The sequence below is a fragment of the Streptomyces sp. NPDC048197 genome, assembly GCF_043202395.1.
Lineage (GTDB): Bacteria > Actinomycetota > Actinomycetes > Streptomycetales > Streptomycetaceae > Streptomyces > Streptomyces siderophoricus.
In genome coordinates, this window is sequence record NZ_JBIDAJ010000009.1 from 202976 (window position 1) to 223510 (window position 20535).

Sequence of the window (20535 nt, forward strand, 5' to 3'; positions counted from 1 at the left end):
CCGGCCGCCCCATTGGTGGGGGCGCACGGCCTCGATGTGCCCCGGGCGAGCCCGGTGCCGTAATCTCGGAGGCCGGAGCCCGCCGATGCGGGGCCTTGATCCACACCTTGGGGTTGCTCGCCAGATGACTGCCATTTCACTGGGAATGCCGGACGTACCGACCAAGCTGGCCGACCGCCGGGTCAGCCGCAAGATCCACGTCGGTCCGGTCGCCGTGGGCGGAGACGCACCGGTCTCGGTGCAGTCGATGACGACGACGCGGACCTCGGACATCGGCGCGACGCTGCAGCAGATCGCCGAGCTGACCGCCTCCGGCTGCCAGATCGTCCGGGTCGCCTGCCCGACCCAGGACGACGCCGACGCGCTGCCCGTGATCGCCAAGAAGTCCCAGATCCCGGTCATCGCCGACATCCACTTCCAGCCGAAGTACGTCTTCGCCGCCATCGACGCCGGCTGCGCCGCGGTCCGGGTCAACCCCGGCAACATCAAGCAGTTCGACGACAAGGTCAAGGAGATCGCCAAGGCGGCCGCCGACGCCGGCACCCCGATCCGGATCGGCGTCAACGCCGGCTCCCTCGACCGCCGCCTGCTGCAGAAGTACGGCAAGGCCACCCCCGAGGCGCTGGTCGAGTCCGCGCTGTGGGAGGCGTCCCTCTTCGAGGAGCACGGCTTCCGCGACATCAAGATCTCGGTCAAGCACAACGACCCGGTCGTGATGGTCAACGCCTACCGCCAGCTCGCCGCCCAGTGCGACTACCCCCTCCACCTCGGCGTCACCGAGGCCGGCCCCGCCTTCCAGGGCACCATCAAGTCCGCGGTCGCCTTCGGCGCGCTGCTCAGCGAGGGCATCGGCGACACCATCCGGGTCTCGCTGTCCGCACCGCCCGCCGAAGAGGTCAAGGTCGGCATCCAGATCCTGGAGTCGCTCAACCTCCGCCAGCGCCGCCTGGAGATCGTCTCCTGCCCGTCCTGCGGCCGCGCCCAGGTCGACGTCTACAAGCTCGCCGACGAGGTCACCGCGGGTCTGGACGGCATGGAGGTGCCGCTGCGGGTCGCCGTCATGGGCTGCGTCGTCAACGGTCCGGGCGAGGCCCGCGAGGCCGACCTCGGCGTCGCCTCCGGCAACGGCAAGGGCCAGATCTTCGTCAAGGGCGAGGTCATCAAGACCGTCCCCGAGTCGAAGATCGTCGAGACCCTCATCGAAGAGGCCATGAAGATCGCCGAGCAGATGGAGAAGGACGGCGTCGCCTCCGGCGAACCGGTCGTCACCGCCGCCGGCTGACCCGCCCCACAGCCCGCCCGAGCCCCGCCGCCCACCCGGGCCGCGGGGCTCCCGGCTGCCCGGAGCGGCCCCGCGAGCAGCGCACAGGGTGCCCCGCGCAGGCGCGAGGTAAAGTGCCAAGACCTGCTCCCGCCTGGCCTTCCAGGCCCGTAACGGTGAGGCAAACCGAGACGTGCTGACGACCACCACCATCAAGGTCCTCGAACCAGGGGACCTCGACGATGCGCTCGCGGTCCTCGACCGCGACCCGGTCGCCAACGCCTTCGTCGCCGCCCGCGTCCAGGTCGCCGGCCTCGACCCCTGGCGGCTGGGCGGCGAGATGTGGGGCTGGTACGTCGGCGGCCGGCTGGAATCGCTCTGCTACGCCGGCGCCAACCTCGTCCCCGTCTGCGCCACCTCCGAGGCCGTCCGCGGCTTCGCCGAGCGGGCCCGCCGCCAGGGCCGGCGCTGCTCCTCCATCGTCGGCCCGGCCGGCCCGACCGCCGAACTCTGGTCGCTGCTGGAGCCGTACTGGGGCCCGGCCCGCGAGCTCCGCGCCCACCAGCCGCTGATGGTCACCACCTCGACGTCCGCCGAGATCGCCCCCGACCCGTACGTCCGGCGGATCCGCAAGAACGAGATGGACCTGATCATGCCGGCCTGCGTCGCCATGTTCACCGAAGAGGTCGGCATCTCCCCGATGGCGGGCGACGGCGGGCTGCTCTACCAGGCCCGGGTCGCCGAACTCGTCGGCGCCGGCCGCTCCTTCGCCCGGGTCGAGGACGGCAAGGTCATCTTCAAGGCGGAGATCGGCGCCGCCACTACGCGCGCCTGCCAGATCCAGGGTGTCTGGGTCGACCCCGCCCACCGCGGCAAGGGCCTGTCCGAAACCGGTATGGCCGCCGTGCTCCGCTACGCCCTCAGCGACGTCGCCCCCGTCGTCAGCCTCTACGTCAACGACTTCAACACCGCCGCCCGGGCCGCCTACCGCCGGGTGGGCTTCGAGGAAGTCGGCGCGTTCATGAGCGTACTGTTCTGACCCGCGGCCTTGTACGCTCGCGACCATGGATGACGTCGCGGTCGGCCCCCTCGATCTCGCCGCCCGCGTGGACGACGCGCTCGCGGTGCAGGCGCTCGCCTTCGGCCTGAGCGAGGAGGAGATCGCCGTCCGCCGGCACATCGTCCTGCGCCACCTCGGCTGCCCCGGCGCCCGGGCGCTGGGCGCCACCACCCCCGCCGGCCGGCTCGTCGGCTTCATCTACGGCATGCCCAACGACCGCACCCACTGGTGGTCCACGGTCGTCGAGCCCTATCTGCGCAGCGAGGGCCTGGACCACTGGCTCGACGACTCCTTCACCATCACCGAGCTGCACGTCCACCCCGCCTACCAGCACCGCGGCCTCGGCCGGGCACTGATCACCCGGATCACCGACGGAGCCGGCGAACCCCGCTCCATCCTCTCGGCCATCGACGTAGAGAGCCCCGCCCGCAAGCTCTACCGCTCCCTCGGCTACCACGACCTGGCCCGCCGCGTCCTCTTCCCCAGCGCCCCGACCCCGTACGCGGTCATGGGCGCCCCTTTGCCCCTGAAACGTCCCTGACCGGCCGCAGCCGACACCAAGGGCACGCCCCACTCACCCGCACACTCCCCCAACGGGAGGGGACGGGCCGGAGGGGCCTTGTTCGTGGACGTAAAGCGCCAGCAGTCCACGAACAAGGCGCCGGAGGCCCGTCACCGCACCCACCACACACCCAGCCCGCCGCAGGCGCAACGGCGAACAACACCCGCGGCGGGCCAGCCAAAAACGTGGGGCAAACGCCCAGCGCAGCGCTAACGCATTTTCGCGGGACACACCCCTACAGCTAACCTCCAGGGAGTCACCTTTCTTACGCAGGAGAAACTCCCATGGCCAACGCCGCACAGGTCCAGCGCATGTCCCGCTTGATGATCAAGACACTGCGCGACGACCCGGCCGACGCCGAGACCGCCAGCCACAAGCTGCTCGTCCGCGCCGGGTACGTCCGCCGCTCCTCCGCCGGCATCTGGACGTGGCTGCCGCTGGGCAAGAAGGTCCTGGAGAACGTCTCCCGCGTCGTCCGCGAGGAAATGGACGCCATCGGCGGCCAGGAAGTCCTGCTGCCGGCGCTGCTGCCCAAGGAGCCCTACGAGACCAGCGGCCGCTGGGAGGAGTACGGCGACCTGCTCTTCCGCCTCAAGGACCGCAAGGGCGCCGACTACCTCCTCGGCCCCACCCACGAAGAGATCTTCACCCTCACGGTCAAGGACCAGTGCACGTCCTACAAGGACCTGCCGGTGATCCTCTACCAGATCCAGATCAAGTACCGCGACGAGGCCCGCCCCCGCTCCGGCGTGCTGCGCGGCCGCGAGTTCCACATGAAGGACTCGTACAGCTTCGACACCACCGACGAGGGCCTGGCCCAGTCGTACGCACTGCACCGCGAGGCCTACGAGAAGATCTTCCGGCGCCTGGGCCTGGACTACCGCATCGTCTCCGCCGTCTCCGGCGCCATGGGCGGCTCGGCGTCCGAGGAGTTCCTGGCGCCCGCGTCCGCCGGCGAGGACACCTTCGTCGACTGCCCGAGCTGCGACTACGCCGCCAACACCGAGGCCGTCACGGTCAAGGTCGAGCCGGCCGACGGCAGCGCGCACGGCCCCGTCGAGGAGCTGGACACCCCGGACACCCCGACCATCGAGTCGCTCGCCGAGTTCCTCGGCGTACCGGCCTCCGCGACGCTGAAGAACCTCCTGGTCAAGGTCGACGGCGAGATCGTCGCGGTGGGCGTCCCGGGCCACCGCGAGGTGGACCTGGGCAAGCTCGGCGAGCACCTCGCGCCGGCCACCGTCGAGCTGGTCACCGCCGAGGACTTCGTCGACCGCCCGGACCTGGTCCGCGGCTACGTCGGTCCGCAGGGCCTGGCCGGCAAGGCGTTCCGCTACCTCGCCGACCCCCGCGTCGCCCCCGGCACCGCCTGGGTCACCGGCGCCAACAAGGAAGGCGTGCACGCCAAGAACGTGGTCTGCGGACGCGACTTCGAGGTCGACGAGTACCTCGACGTGGTCGTCGTCGAGCCCGGCGACCCCTGCCCGAAGTGCGGCACCGGCCTGAAGATCGACCGCGCCATCGAGATCGGCCACATCTTCCAGCTCGGCCGCAAGTACGCGGACGCCTTCGAGCTCGACGTCCTCGGCCAGAACGGCAAGCCGGCCCGGGTCACCATGGGCTCGTACGGCATCGGCGTCTCCCGTGCGGTGGCCGCGCTGGCCGAGCAGACCCACGACGACAAGGGCCTGTGCTGGCCCCGTGAGGTCGCCCCGGCCGATGTGCACGTCGTCGCGGCGGGCAAGGCCAAGCAGACCGAGCTCGCGCTGGAGATCGGCGACCGGCTCGGCGACGCCGGCCTGCGCGTCCTGGTCGACGACCGGGCCGGGGTCTCGCCGGGCGTGAAGTTCACCGACGCCGAACTGCTGGGCGTGCCGACCATCGTGGTCGCCGGCCGGCGCGCCGCCGAGGGTGTGGTCGAGGTCAAGGACCGCCGCACCGGCGAGCGCGAGGAGCTGACGGTCGAGGAGGCCGTCGCCCGGCTCAGCGCCTGAGCCGCCGGACACTGCTGATACGAAGCCGCTGCGGCGCCGCCGGTCCCGGGACCGGCGGCGCCGCAGCGCACGTACGGCTGCGCTACAGCCAGGCCGCGAACTCCAGCAGCAGCTCACCGCGCTGGCGGTCGCCCACGGCCGCCTCCCGCACCCCGGCGTCCACCGCCCGGAACAGCGTCCAGTCGCGCAGCCGGTCCCGGTCCACCTCCAGGGAGTCGGCCAGCTTGGCCATCCGGCGGCGGACCGCTGCGGCCGCACCCGACCCGGCCACCAGGTCCTCGAAGCGGTCCAGCACCAGCGCCGCCAGGTCGTACGCCCGCTCGCCGACCACCGGGGACGGGCCGATCGCCAGCCACGGCGCCCGCTCACCGGCCAGCACCTTGCCCTGGCGGAACGCCCCGTGCAGCAGGAACTGCTCCTCCGAAGCGGCCGCCAGACCACGGCGCAGCTCCTGGGCCTCCGCCACCAGCGGACCGGCCGCCCGGGCCAGCCCACCGACCGTCCCCAGCGCCTCCACGTCCTCCTCGGTACGCCCGGCCAGGGTCTCGAACGGATGGTCCGCCGGCGGCTCCACCCACAGGCGGCGCACCGTACCGGCCGCCTCCAGAAGGGCCTTGGCCTCCGGCAGCGAGCGCAGCGACACCCCGCTCTGCAACCGCTCCAGCAACAGCGCACCGCTCGCCGTGTCGGCCCGCAGCAGCCGTACCGCGCCCCAGCCGTTCCAGGCCGCGAGCGCCGCCGCCTCGTGCCCGGCCCGGCGGCCCGGCACCGGCAACTTCAGCGCCGCCGGCGTACCGTCCACCTGCCGTACGAGCGCCAGCAGACTGCTGCGGCCGCCGGGGGCGTGCACCCGCTCCAGCGTCAGCTCCCAGTCGTCCAGCCGCTGCTGAACCAGCGTCGGCAGCGCGTCGAGCCACTTCCGTACCGGGCTGTCCGGGTCGCCGCTCACCGAACTCACCAAACGCTGCGGCGGTTCGATGGGTGCCGTTGCCATGCCTGCGCTGTCCCTTTCCTGGGGCCTTTCCGGGGCGGTGACCGCCGGTCGTTCAGAGCGCGCCCGCGGACGCGCTCGCGGAGCCGGACGGAGCGGCGGCCGAAGCCCGCTCCGTGAGCCCAGGGAAGGCTACGCCGCCGCCGCGCCAGCCCACCGCCCGCACCGCCGCCTCCCGCAGCGCGGCGGCCGCCTCCCGCCGCCGGGCCCGGCCACCGGCCCGTACGAGGTCCGCGTAGACGGCGGCCAGCCGGTCCTCCAGCTCCGCCGCCAGCCGCGCCGCGGCGGCCGGGTCGGGCACCGGGAACGGCAGTTCGTACGCGGCCGCCGCGGCCTCGGGCGTGCCGCCCAGCGCCAGCACCTCGCGGCGCAGTGCGTCCCGGCGGGCGCGGTGGGCGTCGTAGGCGGCCTGTGCCTCGGTGCGCCGGTCGCGGGAGATCCGGCCGCCGACCACGCCGTAGCCGTAGACCGCGGCGTGCTCGGCGGCCAGCGCCGCCTGCACGGCGGTCAGCTCCGCGCGGCCGTCCTCGCTCCGCTCGTCGCTCTTCTTCCGGGAGGTCATCGGGGCGGCTCCGTCAGCAGATAGGCGTGCGCCGCGCCGGCCGCGGCCACCGAGGCGAGCAGCCGGGCCAGTTCGGGCGGCGCGGTCAGCAGCGCGGTGGTCCGGTTGTCGGCGAGCTTGCGTTCCGCGGCGGCCAGGGCGCCCTGCGCGGCCTTCTCGTCCCCGGGCACCGGGGGCGCGGCGGCCTTGTGCGGACGGCCCCGGCGGGCGGAGCCGGCGGGGGAGGGGGCGGCGTCCCCGGTCGTGAACGCCTGGACGTGCCGGGCCACTTCGGAGCGCAGCGGGCGCAGCCGCGGCTCCAGCGCCGGGTGGGCGGCGAGCGTCGCGTCGTAGCGCGCCAGCAGCGCCGTACTGTCGTGGGCCGCGGCCGTGCGCAGCCGGTCGGCGGCGGAGGAGTGCTCGTCCCGGTCGGGGGAGACGTCCTCGGAGCAGCCGGTGAGCAGCGCCGCGCCCCCCAGGGCGGCGCCGGCCAGCAGGGTCCTTCTGCGTGTGAGCGCCACTTTCGGCACGTTGCACTTCCCGGGGTCTTCCGTCGTGATCACCGCAGGCGAGAGTATCCGTGACCACCCACCGAATCGTCAGTACCCCGCCGGAACCGATAGGCTTTGATCCGACACGCGATCCACCCACAACAGCACACGCGGCCGAGGAGTCACCCGGATGAGCACCACCCAGAGCGAGAGGCTGCGCGGACTGCTTGAACCGCTCGTCGCCGCGCGAGACCTGGATCTGGAAGAGATCGAGGTGACACCGGCCGGGAAGCGCCGAGTGCTGCGGATCGTGGTCGATTCCGACGAGGGCGTCCAGCTGGACGAGTGCGCCGAGCTGAGCCGCGAGGCGTCCGTGGTCCTGGACGACACCGACGTGATGGGCGGCGCGCCCTACACCCTTGAGGTGACCTCCCCGGGCGCCGACCGCCCGCTGACCGAGCTGCGCCACTACCGCCGCGCCCTCGGCCGCCTCATCAAGGCCCAACTCACCGAAGCCGCAGGGTCCGGGGAGCTGATCGCCCGGATCACCGGCGTCGACGACGACGGCCTCGATCTGGAGGTGCCGGGCGTGAAGGGGCGCAAGCCGACGGCCCGCCGGGTCTCGTTCGACGAGATCGCCAAGGCGCGCGTCGAGCTGGAATTCAGCCGGAAGCCCGAGAAGCCCGAGACGGCGGGCAAGCGCGACGCGCAGCCCGAAGAGAAGATCGACGAGAACGACGAGTACGACGAGAACAAGGAGGAGGCGTAGCCGTGGACATCGACATGAGTGCCCTGCGGGGGCTGGTGCGGGAGAAGGAGATCTCGTTCGACCTGCTGGTCGAGGCGATCGAGTCGGCCCTCCTCATCGCTTACCACCGCACCGAGGGCAGCCGCCGGCGGGCGCGGGTGGAGCTGGACCGCAACACCGGCCATGTGACGGTGTGGGCGAAGGAGGACCCCGAGGACCTGGAGGAGGGTGCCGAGCCGCGCGAGTTCGACGACACCCCGTCCGGCTTCGGGCGGATCGCGGCGACCACCGCCAAGCAGGTCATCCTGCAGCGGCTGCGGGACGCCGAGGAGGAGATCACGTTCGGCGAGTACGCCGGGCGGGAGGGCGACGTCGTCACCGGCGTCGTCCAGCAGGGCAAGGACCCCAAGAACGTCCTGGTCGACATCGGCAAGCTGGAGGCCATCCTGCCGGTGCAGGAGCAGGTCCCCGGTGAGGAGTACGCCCACGGCACCCGGCTGCGGTCGTACGTCGTCCGGGTGGTCAAGGGCGTGCGCGGCCCGTCGGTGACGCTGTCGCGCACCCACCCCAACCTGGTGAAGAAGCTCTTCGCCATGGAGGTGCCGGAGATCGCGGACGGTTCGGTGGAGATCGCCGCCATCGCCCGCGAGGCCGGGCACCGTACGAAGATCGCCGTGCGCTCGACGCGGTCGGGGCTGAACGCCAAGGGTGCGTGCATCGGCCCCATGGGCGGGCGGGTGCGGGCCGTGATGGCCGAGCTCAACGGCGAGAAGATCGACATCGTGGACTGGTCGGACGACCCCGCCGACCTGGTCGCCAACGCGTTGTCGCCGGCCCGGGTCAGCAAGGTCGAGGTCGTGGACCTGGCGGCGCGCTCCGCCCGGGTCACCGTCCCCGATTACCAGCTGTCACTGGCCATCGGCAAGGAAGGGCAGAACGCCCGTCTGGCGGCCCGGCTCACCGGATGGCGGATCGACATCCGCCCGGACACCGAGCACGCATCGCACGCCGGGGATCACACGTCGTAGCCGCCGGAGCCGCGGCCCACGCAAAAATTGGTGGCGCCGCGGCCCTCCGACGGGAATTCTGAGCAACCGTTCGGCCCTTACCCCATCGGGGTGCGGTCGACGCGGGGAGGTAGACTTAAGCAGTGTCTGGCCGGACGCATGCCCGCGCATGCCCTGAGCGCACATGTCTGGGATGCCGGGAGCGGACGGCCAAGGGCGATTTGCTGCGCATCGTGGAGATCGAGGGCGAGTGTGCCCCTGATCCTCGCGGTACGCTGCCCGGCCGGGGTGCATACGTGCATCCGACACTGGTCTGCCTCGACCTGGCGGTCCGCCGCCGGGCGTTTCCCCGGGCCTTTCGGGGCCGGGGGCCGTTCGACACGACGGATGTGCGTCGGTTCCTCGAACGGCACGCCGGTTGAAGCCGCCCACTGCAACACCGCACAGCAAGAACGCACAGCGCACGGAAAACCGTGCGGTCAGGTACCTCGCGAGTCGGAAGTAGGTCGAGATTGCGATGAGCACTCGATGAGTACGCGATGAGTACGCCCATGAAGTAGCGACGGTCCGGTGGACACCCCGGACCTAGAAGGAGCGAAGTGGCTAAGGTCCGGGTATACGAACTCGCCAAGGAGTTCGGCGTGGAGAGCAAGGTCGTCATGGCCAAGCTCCAAGAACTTGGTGAATTCGTCCGTTCGGCGTCCTCGACGATCGAGGCGCCGGTTGTTCGCAAGTTGACCGACGCTTTCCAGGCAGGCAGTGGCAATGGCCGCGCCGCCGGGAAGCCCGCGGCGCCGCGCAAGTCGGCCCCCGCGAAGCCGTCGGCGCCCTCTCCGGCGCAGGCGGCTCGTCCTGCTGCCCCGAAGCCGGGTGCCCCCAAGCCGGGCCCCGCGGCCCCGGCTCCGGCCGCCTCCGAGGCGCCGGCCCCCGAGGCCCCCAAGAGCACCACCCCCGCCCCGGGACCGCGCCCCACCCCGGCGCGCCCGGCAGCCCCCAAGCCTGCTCCGGCCGCGCCCGCGCAGCCCGAGTTCCAGGCGCCCCCGGCCGCCCCGTCGGCCCCCCGTCCCGCTGCCACCCCCGGCCCGCGCCCGGCCCGTCCGGCGCCCGGTCCCGGTCAGGGTGGTCAGGGCCGTGGCAACGCCCCGCGTCCCGGTGGCGAGCGTCCGGCCGCGCGGCCCGGCGGCCGTCCGTCCGGCCCGCGTCCGGGTAACAACCCCTTCACCTCCGGTGGCTCCACGGGCATGGCCCGTCCGCAGGCCCCCCGTCCCGGTGGCGCGCCGCGTCCCGGCGGCCAGGGTGGTCCCGGCGGCCCGCGTCCGCAGGGCGGCGGCCAGGGCGGCCCCCGTCCCCAGGGCCAGGGCGGCGCGCGTCCGACCCCCGGTGGTATGCCCCGTCCGCAGGGTGCGGCGCCCGGCGCCGGCCCGCGTCCCGGTGGCGGCGGCGGTAACCGCCCGAACCCGGGCATGATGCCGCAGCGTCCGGCTGCCGGCCCGCGTCCCGGCCCCGGTGGCGGCGGTCGCGGTCCCGGTGGTGCCGGTCGTCCCGGCGGCGGCGGTCGTCCCGGTGGCGGCGGCTTCGCCGGTCGTCCCGGTGGTGGCGGCGGCGGTCGTCCCGGCACGGGCGGCGGCTTCGCCGGTCGTCCCGGTGGCGGTGGCCCCGGCGGCGGTGGCGGCGGCTTCGGCGGTCGTCCCGGCTTCGGCGGCCGTCCCGGCGGTCCCGGTGGCCGTGGTGGCACGCAGGGTGCGTTCGGCCGTCCCGGCGGTCCGGCGCGTCGCGGCCGCAAGTCGAAGCGGCAGCGCCGTCAGGAGTACGAGGCCATGCAGGCCCCGTCGGTCGGCGGCATCATGCTGCCGCGCGGCAACGGCGCGACGGTTCGCCTGTCGCGCGGTGCCTCGCTGACGGACTTCGCCGAGAAGATCAACGCCAACCCGGCGTCGCTGGTCCAGGTCATGCTCAACCTGGGCGAGATGGTCACGGCCACGCAGTCGGTCTCCGACGAGACGCTGCAGCTGCTCGCCGACGAGATGAACTACGTCGTCGAGATCGTCAGCCCGGAGGAGGAGGACCGCGAGCTGCTCGAGTCCTTCGACATCGAGTTCGGCGAGAACGAGGGCGGCGAGGAGATGCTCGTCTCCCGTCCGCCGGTGGTGACCGTCATGGGTCACGTCGACCACGGTAAGACCCGACTGCTCGACGCGATCCGCAAGACGAACGTCATCGCGGGCGAGGCCGGCGGCATCACCCAGCACATCGGTGCCTACCAGGTCGCGACCGAGGTCAACGACGAAGAGCGGCGCATCACCTTCATCGACACCCCCGGTCACGAGGCGTTCACCGCCATGCGTGCCCGTGGTGCCAAGTCGACCGACATCGCGATCCTCGTGGTGGCGGCCAACGACGGTGTCATGCCGCAGACGATCGAGGCCCTGAACCACGCCAAGGCGGCCGACGTGCCGATCGTGGTCGCGGTCAACAAGATCGACGTCGAGGGTGCCGACCCGACCAAGGTGCGCGGTCAGCTGACCGAGTACGGCCTGGTGGCCGAGGAGTACGGCGGCGACACCATGTTCGTCGACATCTCCGCCAAGCAGGGTCTGCACATCGAGAACCTGCTGGAGGCCGTGGTCCTGACCGCGGACGCCGCGCTCGACCTGCGGGCCAACGCGGAGCAGGACGCGCAGGGTATTGCGATCGAGGCCCACCTCGACCGCGGTCGCGGCGCCGTCGCCACCGTCCTCGTCCAGCGCGGTACCCTCCGCGTCGGTGACACGATGGTCGCCGGTGACGCGTACGGCCGGGTCCGTGCGATGTTCGACGACAAGGGCAACAACGTCGAGGAAGCGGGTCCGTCGACCCCCGTCCTGGTCCTGGGTCTGACCAACGTCCCGGGCGCCGGCGACAACTTCCTGGTCGTCGACGAGGACCGCACGGCCCGCCAGATCGCCGAGAAGCGCGCGGCGCGCGAGCGCAACGCGGCCTTCGCCAAGCGCACCCGCCGGGTCTCCCTTGAGGACCTGGACAAGGTGCTCAAGGCCGGCGAGGTCCAGCAGCTCAACCTCATCATCAAGGGTGACGCTTCTGGTTCCGTCGAGGCCCTGGAGTCCTCGCTGCTCCAGCTCGACGTCGGCGAAGAGGTCGACATCCGGGTGCTGCACCGCGGCGTCGGTGCGGTCACGGAGACCGACATCAACCTGGCGTCCGGCTCCGACGCGATCGTCATCGGCTTCAACGTGCGGGCCGAGGGCCGCGCCACGCAGATGGCCGAGCGCGAGGGCGTCGACGTCCGGTACTACTCGGTCATCTACCAGGCGATCGAGGAGATCGAGGCGGCCCTCAAGGGCATGCTCAAGCCGGAGTACGAAGAGGTCGAGCTCGGTACGGCGGAGATCCGCGAGGTCTTCAAGTCGTCCAAGCTGGGCAACATCGCGGGTGTTCTCATCCGCTCCGGCGAGGTCAAGCGCAACACCAAGGCGCGCCTCATCCGCGACGGCAAGGTGGTCGCGGAGAACCTCAACATCGACGGTCTGCGTCGCTTCAAGGACGACGTCACCGAGATCCGCGAAGGCTTCGAGGGCGGTATCAACCTCGGGAACTTCAACGACATCAAGGTCGACGACGTCATCGCGACGTACGAGATGCGCGAGAAGCCCCGCGGCTGATCACGCAGCGACCTTTCGGGGCCGGTCGGCGGAAGAAACTCCGTCGATCGGCCCCGGCCGTTGCGTGTACGGTTCGAACTGACACGCACACCCCCGGCCCATGCCGGGCGGTGCCCCCAAGGCCCCACGGGTGGCTTGACCCGGCTTGCATGTACGTAGGGACGTTGTCCTTCGACCTGCTTCTCGGCGACGTACGGTCGCTGAAGGAGAAGCGCTCCGTCGTCCGCCCGATCGTCTCCGAACTCCACCGCAAATTCGCGGTGAGCGTGGCGGAGGTCGGGGACCAGGATCTGTACCGCAGGGCCACCATCGGCCTGGCGGTGGTGTCCGGGGACGTCGGGCACCTCACCGATGTCATGGACCGCTGCGAGCGCCTGGTCGCCGCACGGCCCGAAGTGGAGCTGCTGTCGGTACGCCGACGGCTGCACGGCGACGACGACTGACCTGATGACGGGGCAGGTCGCCGCCGGTGGAAGCACAATTGTGGAAGACAAGAAGGAGACGGACCAGTGGCCGACAATGCGCGGGCGAAGAAGCTGGCGGACCTCATCCGGGAGGTGGTCGCCCAGAAGCTGCAGCGCGGCATCAAGGACCCGCGGCTCGGCTCACACGTGACCATCACGGACACCCGGGTCACCGGCGACCTGCGGGAGGCTACGGTCTTCTACACGGTCTACGGCGATGACGAGGACCGGGCCAGCGCCGCCGCCGGGCTGGAGAGCGCCAAGGGCATGCTGCGCTCCGCGGTCGGTGCCGCGGCCGGCACGAAGTTCACGCCGACCCTGGCGTTCGTCGCGGACGCCCTGCCGGAGAACGCCAAGACCATCGAGGACCTCCTCGACAAGGCACGGGCCTCGGACGCCAAGGTCCGGGAGGCCTCCTCGGGCGCCAAGTACGCCGGCGAGGCCGATCCGTACCGCAAGCCCGGCGACGACGAGGATGACGAGGGCACCGCGTAAGAATGAAGCGTGAGAGCAACAAGCCCATCGAAGGGGGCGGGCGCGCAGCGCTCTCCGGCAAGGGCGGTGGTGGGCGACGGGCGGGACTGATCATCGTCGACAAGCCGGCCGGCTTCACTTCGCACGACGTGGTGGCGAAGATGCGCGGTATGGCCCGCACCCGCAGGGTCGGCCATGCCGGCACCCTCGACCCGATGGCCACCGGCGTGCTCGTCCTCGGCCTGGAGCGGGCCACCAAGCTCCTCGGCCACCTGGCGCTGACGGAGAAGGAGTACGTCGGCACCATCAGGCTGGGCCAGACCACGGTCACCGATGACGCCGAGGGCGAGATCACCGCGTCCAAGGCGGCGCACGGCCTCGCCCGCGAGGACATCGACGCCGGGGTCGCACGGCTGTCCGGCGCGATCATGCAGGTGCCGTCCAAGGTCAGCGCCATCAAGATCAACGGCAAGCGGTCGTACTCCCGGGTGCGCGAGGGCGAGGACGTCGAGATCCCGGCCCGCCCGGTCACCGTCTCCTCGTTCGTGGTGCACTCCGCGCACGAGACCGAGGCGGACGACGGCACGCCGGTGACCGACCTGCTGGTCTCCGTCGAGTGCTCCTCCGGTACGTACATCCGCGCCCTGGCCCGTGACCTGGGCGCCGGGCTCGGCGTCGGCGGCCATCTGACCGCGCTGCGCCGCACCCGCGTCGGGCCGTACAAGCTGGACCGGGCGCAGACCCTGGAGCAGCTGCAGGCGGCGGTGGACGCCCCCGAGGGCGGCGGACTGCCGATCATGCCGGTCGGTGAGGCGGCGGACGCGGCCTTCACCCGCTGGGACGTCACCGAGGCGCAGGCCCGGCTGCTGCTCAACGGCGCGCGGATCGCGATGCCGCGCTTCGAGGCCGACGGGCCGGTCGCGGCCTTCGGCCCCGACGGGCGGTTCCTGGCGCTGGTGGAGAACCAGGGCGGGAAGGCCAAGAGCCTGGCGGTCTTCGCCATCTGACCTTTGGGAGGCCGACCGGAAATCCCGGTATCCGGGAGAGCCGGAAACCCGGCTTCCGGAGGGGTGGTGGAACGCGGGCCGCCCGGCAGGCAGGGTGCCGGTCCGCGCTCCACCATCCCCCTCCTCTTGATCTCTATCCAGCGCACCTCGGGCATTCACTCATTCGGTCAGGCGCTCGGAGTGAATCAAGGCGCGGACGGGGGCGCGTTCGCCGCACACCCCGCCAGGACGATCACGGCCTGCTTACCGTTCCAAGGACGGTACCGGCGGGAAGGATCGGCAATGGCGTTGCTGGATGCCGATGCGGACACCGCACTGGTGCGGATCCGCGATCGGGCAGGTCACACGCGCGGAACGGGATTCCTCGCGGACCACGAGGGCACGGTGGTCACCAGCCACGAGGCGGTGGACGGCGCGGACGGACTGGCCCTCCAGCCCATGCGGCCGGTCACGGCCACCGGCGGGGCGGCCACCGCCTGGAACCGCCCGGTGGAGCCGAGCGCCGTCACCCCCCTCCCCGGAAGCGGGCTCGCGCTCATCCGGACCACCGGCTTCCGCCCGGACCGGCTCCGCCCCCTGCCGATCGGCACGGCCCGGCCGGACGCCGGCGCCCCGGCCCGGCTCTGGACGGGCGGCTGGCTGGACGGCACGGTCGTCGGCCCCGCCTCCGGCGTCACGTACACCGTCGGCGACCGCGTCCACCAGCTCGACCACATCCTGGAGCTGGCACTCTGCGCGGGCGGCCGGGAGGCCCTGCGGCTGGGCGGGCCCGCGATCGGCGGGCCGGTGCTCGACGGCCGGACCGGTGTGGTGCTCGGCGTCCTCGGCAGCGCACTGCACGCCGGCCGTCGGGCCGGCGGCCTCGCCGTCCCGCTGCGCGCGGTCGCCGAGGCCGCACCCAGCGGCCCGCTGGCCGCCCTTCTGGCGCGCAACGCGGCGACCGTCCCCGCGTACGGCAGCGAACTGAACCCCGCCGGGGTGCTGCGGCTCACCGCCCTCTCCGCGAGCCCGTCCGCCGCCGGGCCGGGCCCCGAACCGGTCGAACGTCCCGAAGTGCAGGGGGAGTTGACCCGCTTCACGGCGACGGCGCCGTCCGGGGCGTCCGGGGCGCAGGTGCTGGCTCTGGTGGGCGGCCCGGGCACCGGGCGGAGCACGGAGCTGGCCCGGCTGGCGGCGCGCCGGGCGGCCGGCGGGCTGCCGGCCCCCACCGTCCGGCTGCGCGGCGCCGATCTGCGGGCCGGCGACGAGGGCCTGCGCACCGCGGTGGGGCGCGCGCTGCGCTCCGCGGGCCGGACCCTCGTCAGCTCGGGACGTACGGCGGGCGACCCGACGGACGCCACCCCCGAGACCGTCGCCGCCCTCGCCGCCGGCACCGGCCGACCGCTGCTGGTGCTCCTCGACGGCCCGGAGGAGATGCCGGCGGCCCTGGCCCGGCACGAGCGGCTGGCCGAGTGGACCGCCGCGACGGTCCACTGGCTGCGCACCGCCCGCGTCCAGCTGGTCATCGCCTGCCGCCCCGCCTACTGGGAACGAGCCGGAGCGCTCTTCCCGCCGGGGCTGCTGCACCGGCCGCAGCCGGGCGGTGCGGTGCCCGCCCTCCCCGCCTGCGTGGCGATCGGCGACCTCCCCAAGAGGGCGGCCGAGCGCGCCCGGGAACGCTACGGCCTGCCGCCCGGCGCCCCCGCCGCCCCGGACGCCCGCCACCCGCTGACGCTCCGGCTGCTGGCAGAGGTACGGGAGGAGCTGGGCGGGGGAGGAGGCCGGGCCGGGGCGGGACGCGGGGCCGGGGAGCCGGGTGGTGCGTCGGCCGGGGAATTGCTCGGCGCACCGGACCGTCACCAGGTCTTCGACGCCTACCTGGACCTGATGTCGCTACGGATCGCCGTACGCATCGCCGCCGGGTACCGGCCCGCGCCGCGTGGCGCCGCGGTGCGCAGGCTGGCCGCCCAGGTCGCCGGCCAGGTGCACGAGGCCGCCCGCCGCTGCCTCGCTTCCGTGGAGGGCGCGTTGGACCGTCCGTCCTTCGAGGAGGTCTTCCCGGTCCGGGCCGGCTGGTCCGCCGCGGTGCTCGCCGAGGGGCTGCTGGTGCCGGCCGGCCCCGGATACCGCTTCGCCCACGACGAGTTCGGCGAATGGCTGCAGGGCGCCCACGTCGATCTCGACCTGCTGACCGTCCCCGGCCACCGCCCCGCCCCGGTCGTGGAGGCCCTCCTCCGGCTCGCCCGCCAGGCGGGGCGGGTCCAACTTGCCTTCCGGCTGGCGGAGTTGGTGCCGACGGCGACGGCGACGGCTACGGCGGCGGCGACAGCGACGGTAGCGGCGGACGGGGAGGGTCTGCTTGGGGCGTCCCATGGGGGCGGCTTGCTCCCGGCCCCGCGGGAGGACGTGCCGCAGCCTCCGCTCCTTACGTGCGGCGGTGACTCCGGGGGCGGTGACTCCGGGGATGGCGGCTCTTGGGTCTGCGGTTCTTGGGACTGCGACTCTTGCGACGGGCCGGCGCCGGACGTTCCGGTCGAAGGCGCGGGGCCGACTGTCCTGGGGGGCGAGCCGGAGTCGGAGTCGGAGCCGTGGCGGGGGCCGGGGCCGGGTGCGTTGGGTGAGGGGGCCGCGGTTGCGGCGTCACGGCCCGTGGGTGGCCCCCGGTGGGCCCGGCAGCTGCTGGCCGGCGTCCTGCTCGAGCTCCCCGACGCCGGGCCGTACACCGGCGTGCTGCGGCTGCTGGCCGACCGGATCACCGAACGGTCGCTGCGCGCGGGCGGATTCGCGCACACCGGACTGGACGCGTTCGGGCCGTGGTTCTGGGAGCGGCTGGCACTGGCGGACAAGGACCGGCTGGACCTGCTGCGGCGGCTGGTGCCGGCGGACGGGCGGGTGGCCGACGGAGCGGTGGGCCCACCGGCGCGTTTTCTGGACGCCGCGGCGGGGATGCTCCGCGCCGATCCGCAGCGCGTCCAGCCCCTCCTCTGCTCGTGGTTCGACGACACCCGCCTCCTGGGCGCGGGACTGTCGAACCGTCCGGCCCACGGCCCCGTACCCCCGCCCCGGGCTTCCACGCCGTTGCCGCCCGACGCAACGCCCCTGCTGGCCCCTTCCACACCGGCGCCGCGCGAGATCACCGTGGCGGCCGCCGCGCAGGCCCTGCTGTACGCCCACCGCCGGCGGGCACCCGACGCGCTCACCGAGGCGCTGGTGGCCACCGCGAACCCCAGGGGGGACGAGCTGCTCGGCGCGCTCGCCGAGGACGAGCCGTCGACGGTCTGCCGGGCCGTCGCCCGCTGGGCCCACGACCCCTCCCCCCGCCGCCGGGCGGCCGCCGCGTCCTACGGCCTGCGCGCCGCGCCCCACGCCCGTACCGAGGCCGACCGTGCCCTGCTCCGTCAGGCGGCCCTCGACCTGCTCTCCGGGCCACCGGGCACGGCGTACGAGATGCGGTCCGAACCGGGGGGCGAAGCGAAGGAGGGAGCGAAGGGGGAGCTACTCGACGGCCCGCTCGACGAACCCTGTACCGGTTCGGCGCTGGCGCTCCTGGTGGGCGACCCGGTCAGCCGCCCCCGCTACCTGGCCCGGGCGCTGGCCCGCTTCGTCGCGGGAGACCCGCAGCTGCCGCCCACGGCGTTCGCGGGTGCGCTGGCCGAGCACCCCGTGCCGGTGCTGGCCGCCTTCCGGGCCCGGCTCGTCGGGGGCGAAGGGCCACCGGTCGCCGCGGCCCTGCTGCGGCTGCTCGCCGGGCTCGACGCGCCCGGGACCGCCGCCCGTGCCGCCTCGCTCGTCCGTGACTACGCCCGGCACCGCCCGGACCGCGCCGCGCGCCCGGTCGCGGAATTCGTCGCCCATCGCCTGGAGCGCGGACCGGCCGCCCGCGCCGCGCTGCGTCCGTTCGTCGGTGAGCTGATCACCGACTGCGCGGCGCCGGTCCGGTGCGCACTGGCCGACGTACTGGCGGCGGGCGGTTCCGGCGCCTCGGAGGCACTGCGTGGTGACCTGCTGGAGGCCCTGCTGGCGCAGGAGGAACAGGAGAGGGGCCCGTACGGCTTGGGTCAGGGCGAGCACGGCGCCGCCGCCGGCACCAGCGTCCTCGAAGCGCTGCTCCGGGCTGCCGCCGAGGGCTGCGCACGGCGGCCCGCGGAGCGCACCCGTGACCTGGTGCGGCGCACCGGCGCGCTGCTGGCCCGTACGCCGGGCGGCGCGGCCGGCTTCGAACGGCAGCTGGCGGAGCTGGGCCGCCGACTGCCCGGCTTCGCCCGCAGGCTCCGGGGAGGGGCGGCGGATCCGGCGGGGACCGCCGCGGCGAGGGGAGCCCGCGCCCGTACGACAGCGGCCGGGAGTCTGGGCGGGTGACGGGGGACGGGTGAGGGGTGAGGGGTGACGGGTGAGGGGTGACGGGGGCCGGTGGGCGGGGCCGGGGCCGGGGCCGGGGCGCAGATACCGGTCCGTTAGTCGGATGCCGCCGCAGGTAGCCGCGTCGTCCGCAGACAGCCAAGGTCGGGCACCCCGCGGTGGGGCGTTCGCGGTCAGGTGTCCGTGGGACGGAGACCGGGTACCCGGCCCGGGGCGGAGCCGGTGTGGTGCTGCATTGAAGATCCACCGGGCGGTCGCCGGTGACCCTTCGCGCGAAGCACCACCCGGGGCATGGCAGTCTTAGACCTGCGCCATGCCGACGTGGCGCAGTGGACTGACAAGAGTTCGGGCGAGGAGCGGGCAGAGTGCAGCGCTGGCGTGGCTTGGAGGACATCCCCGAGGGTTGGGGACGCAGCGTCGTCACCATCGGCTCGTACGACGGTGTGCACCGCGGCCACCAACTGATCATCGGCAAGGCCGTCGCGCGCGCCCGTGAGCTGGGGATCCCGGCGGTGGTCGTCACCTTCGACCCGCACCCTAGCGAGGTCGTACGGCCCGGGACCCACCCGCCGCTGCTGGCTCCGCACCACCGGCGTGCGGAGCTGATGACCGAGCTGGGTGTGGACGCGGTCCTGGTGCTGCCGTTCACCAAGGAGTTCTCGAAGCTGTCGCCGGCCGACTTCGTGGTCAAGGTGCTGGTCGACAAGCTGCACGCGCAGGTCGTCGTCGAGGGACCCAACTTCCGATTCGGCCACAAGGCGACCGGCAACGTCGAGGCCCTCGCCGAACTCGGGACCACCTACGACTACACCGTCGAGGTCGTCGACCTCTTCGAGCGCGGGGAGGCGGGCGGCGGCGAGCCGTTCTCCTCCACGCTCGCCCGTCGGCTGGTCGCCGAGGGCGATGTGACCGGGGCGCGGGAGGTCCTGGGGCGGCCGCACCGCGTCGAGGGCGTCGTCGTCCGCGGTGCCCAGCGCGGCCGTGAGTTGGGTTTCCCGACGGCCAACGTCGAAACCCTGCCGCACACGGCGATCCCGGCCGACGGCGTCTACGCGGGGCTGCTGCAGGTCGAGGGCGAGGCGATGCCGGCGGCCATCTCGGTCGGCACCAACCCGCAGTTCGACGGCAAGGTGCGCACGGTCGAGGCGTACGCGATCGACCGCGTCGGGCTGGACCTGTACGGGCTGCACGTGGGGGTGGACTTCCTCGCCTACATCCGCGGCCAGGAGAAGTTCGACACCCTCGACGCCCTGCTGGACCGGATGGCGGTCGATGTGAAACTGGCCCGCGGCCTCATCGCCGACGCCGGCTGACCGACGGGCCTTGGCGCCGCGGCCGGTTGAAGCTTGAGCGCTCGCCGCGGCAGACCCCCGCCTACGGAGGTCCCCCCCCGGCCGATGCCGGAGGTCCCCCCGGCCGACGCAAGCCTTCCCCGTCGCGTTTTCCGCCGCACCTTTTCCGCCGAACCACCTTTTTTCCCCGCCGCCCACCCCCCTTCGGGGGGTGGGCGGGTGTAGTGCTGCGGGTGCCGTGTTGCCGGGGCCGGGTGGTAGTGCTGCGGGGGCGCGTTCCGTGGCCGGTGGGTGCTGTGGGTGGCGTGTTCCGTGGCCGGGCGGTAGGGCTGCGGGTACGTGTTCCGGGGCCCGGTGACAGTCTGCGGGTGCCGTGTCCGGGCGGGTGTGGTGCTCCCTGCAGGGCTTCCCTGCAGCGCGGCGGCGCACGCCAATTCGGCTGGAAGCAGGCGGAGTTCGGCCGGGAATGGTTCACTCGTTCGGGTCGGTGTGCGGTATGGGCGTGACGGCTTCCGCGGGGTCGCAGCCCGCGCGACGCGCATGACCTTCACTACGCTCACAACAGTCACGACGTTCGCAACGCTCGCGACGTTCACGACGTCCACGGAGCAGCCCGGCATCGCATGCCGGACCGGCAGCCCGGTAT

16 protein-coding genes are annotated in these 20535 nt (G+C 73.3%); 13 read left to right on the forward strand and 3 right to left on the reverse strand.

What is annotated here, in order from left to right:
- The first annotated feature begins 124 nt into the window (after positions 1-124).
- The 4 genes from ispG (at position 125) to ACGF4C_RS15485 (ending at position 4877) form a co-directional block, all read left to right on the forward strand.
- Entirely contained in the window at positions 125-1282 is a 1158-nt protein-coding gene (gene ispG / locus ACGF4C_RS15470) for a flavodoxin-dependent (E)-4-hydroxy-3-methylbut-2-enyl-diphosphate synthase (protein WP_393566543.1), read from the forward strand.
- A gap of 172 nt (positions 1283-1454) precedes the next feature.
- Positions 1455-2300: a GNAT family N-acetyltransferase gene (locus ACGF4C_RS15475; RefSeq protein ID WP_393566544.1), complete on the forward strand. Its 846-nt coding sequence runs from the start codon at positions 1455-1457 to the stop codon at positions 2298-2300.
- A gap of 25 nt (positions 2301-2325) precedes the next feature.
- Positions 2326-2862, forward strand: a complete 537-nt coding sequence (locus ACGF4C_RS15480) for a GNAT family N-acetyltransferase (protein ID WP_030413764.1) — start codon at positions 2326-2328, stop codon at positions 2860-2862.
- Between the two features lie 305 nt (positions 2863-3167).
- Entirely contained in the window at positions 3168-4877 is a 1710-nt protein-coding gene (locus tag ACGF4C_RS15485) for a proline--tRNA ligase (protein WP_393566546.1), read from the forward strand.
- A gap of 82 nt (positions 4878-4959) precedes the next feature.
- Here ACGF4C_RS15485 and ACGF4C_RS15490 read toward each other — a convergent pair whose 3' ends face one another.
- Genes ACGF4C_RS15490 through ACGF4C_RS15500 form a run of 3 tightly spaced genes read right to left on the reverse strand, consistent with a single transcriptional unit; the run spans position 4960 to position 6930 of the window.
- The gene (locus tag ACGF4C_RS15490; RefSeq protein WP_393566548.1) at positions 4960-5871 is read right to left on the reverse strand and encodes an aminoglycoside phosphotransferase family protein; all 912 of its coding nucleotides are present in this window, start codon (positions 5869-5871) and stop codon (positions 4960-4962) included.
- A 52-nt stretch (positions 5872-5923) separates the two neighbouring features.
- The gene (locus tag ACGF4C_RS15495; RefSeq protein ID WP_393566550.1) at positions 5924-6430 is read right to left on the reverse strand and encodes a ferritin-like domain-containing protein; all 507 of its coding nucleotides are present in this window, start codon (positions 6428-6430) and stop codon (positions 5924-5926) included.
- Positions 6427-6930: a hypothetical protein gene (locus tag ACGF4C_RS15500; protein ID WP_201808225.1), complete on the reverse strand. Its 504-nt coding sequence runs from the start codon at positions 6928-6930 to the stop codon at positions 6427-6429. Before ACGF4C_RS15500 ends, ACGF4C_RS15495 begins: the two co-directional genes overlap by 4 nt.
- Positions 6931-7090: 160 nt before the next feature.
- On the opposite strand from ACGF4C_RS15500, the gene rimP reads away from it, so the two are divergent.
- From rimP to ACGF4C_RS15545, 9 genes are all read left to right on the forward strand, one after another.
- Positions 7091-7669, forward strand: coding sequence for a ribosome maturation factor RimP (rimP, locus tag ACGF4C_RS15505; protein ID WP_393566552.1), 579 nt, complete (start codon positions 7091-7093; stop codon positions 7667-7669).
- 2 nt (positions 7670-7671) lie between these two features.
- A complete protein-coding gene (gene nusA, locus ACGF4C_RS15510; protein WP_030417178.1) occupies positions 7672-8676 on the forward strand; it encodes a transcription termination factor NusA in 1005 nt (334 codons plus the stop codon).
- A gap of 122 nt (positions 8677-8798) precedes the next feature.
- Positions 8799-9077 (forward strand): YlxR family protein, encoded by a 279-nt coding sequence (locus tag ACGF4C_RS15515; protein ID WP_078872030.1) that lies wholly within the window; start codon positions 8799-8801, stop codon positions 9075-9077.
- Between the two features lie 177 nt (positions 9078-9254).
- Entirely contained in the window at positions 9255-12314 is a 3060-nt protein-coding gene (gene infB / locus ACGF4C_RS15520) for a translation initiation factor IF-2 (protein WP_393566554.1), read from the forward strand.
- Positions 12315-12463: 149 nt separating this feature from the next.
- Positions 12464-12757, forward strand: a complete 294-nt coding sequence (locus tag ACGF4C_RS15525; protein WP_030414192.1) for a DUF503 domain-containing protein — start codon at positions 12464-12466, stop codon at positions 12755-12757.
- A 66-nt stretch (positions 12758-12823) separates the two neighbouring features.
- Positions 12824-13273, forward strand: a complete 450-nt coding sequence (rbfA, locus tag ACGF4C_RS15530; protein WP_030414191.1) for a 30S ribosome-binding factor RbfA — start codon at positions 12824-12826, stop codon at positions 13271-13273.
- 2 nt (positions 13274-13275) lie between these two features.
- Positions 13276-14259: a tRNA pseudouridine(55) synthase TruB gene (truB, locus tag ACGF4C_RS15535; protein WP_393566556.1), complete on the forward strand. Its 984-nt coding sequence runs from the start codon at positions 13276-13278 to the stop codon at positions 14257-14259.
- Positions 14260-14541: 282 nt separating this feature from the next.
- On the forward strand, positions 14542-18597 hold the full coding sequence (locus ACGF4C_RS15540; RefSeq protein ID WP_393566558.1) for a hypothetical protein: 4056 nt from the start codon (positions 14542-14544) through the stop codon (positions 18595-18597).
- Between the two features lie 365 nt (positions 18598-18962).
- On the forward strand, positions 18963-19910 hold the full coding sequence (locus ACGF4C_RS15545; RefSeq protein WP_030802587.1) for a bifunctional riboflavin kinase/FAD synthetase: 948 nt from the start codon (positions 18963-18965) through the stop codon (positions 19908-19910).
- The last annotated feature ends 625 nt before the right edge of the window (positions 19911-20535 follow it).

Coding starts and splice junctions, on each gene's coding strand:
- ispG (WP_393566543.1), top strand. CDS start 125: ATGACTGCCATTTCACTGGGAATGCCGGACGTACCGACCAAGCTGGCC.
- ACGF4C_RS15480 (WP_030413764.1), top strand. CDS start 2,326: ATGGATGACGTCGCGGTCGGCCCCCTCGATCTCGCCGCCCGCGTGGAC.
- ACGF4C_RS15485 (WP_393566546.1), top strand. CDS start 3,168: ATGGCCAACGCCGCACAGGTCCAGCGCATGTCCCGCTTGATGATCAAG.
- ACGF4C_RS15490 (WP_393566548.1), bottom strand. CDS start 5,871: ATGGCAACGGCACCCATCGAACCGCCGCAGCGTTTGGTGAGTTCGGTG.
- ACGF4C_RS15495 (WP_393566550.1), bottom strand. CDS start 6,430: ATGACCTCCCGGAAGAAGAGCGACGAGCGGAGCGAGGACGGCCGCGCG.
- rimP (WP_393566552.1), top strand. CDS start 7,091: ATGAGCACCACCCAGAGCGAGAGGCTGCGCGGACTGCTTGAACCGCTC.
- ACGF4C_RS15525 (WP_030414192.1), top strand. CDS start 12,464: ATGTACGTAGGGACGTTGTCCTTCGACCTGCTTCTCGGCGACGTACGG.
- truB (WP_393566556.1), top strand. CDS start 13,276: ATGAAGCGTGAGAGCAACAAGCCCATCGAAGGGGGCGGGCGCGCAGCG.
- ACGF4C_RS15540 (WP_393566558.1), top strand. CDS start 14,542: ATGGCGTTGCTGGATGCCGATGCGGACACCGCACTGGTGCGGATCCGC.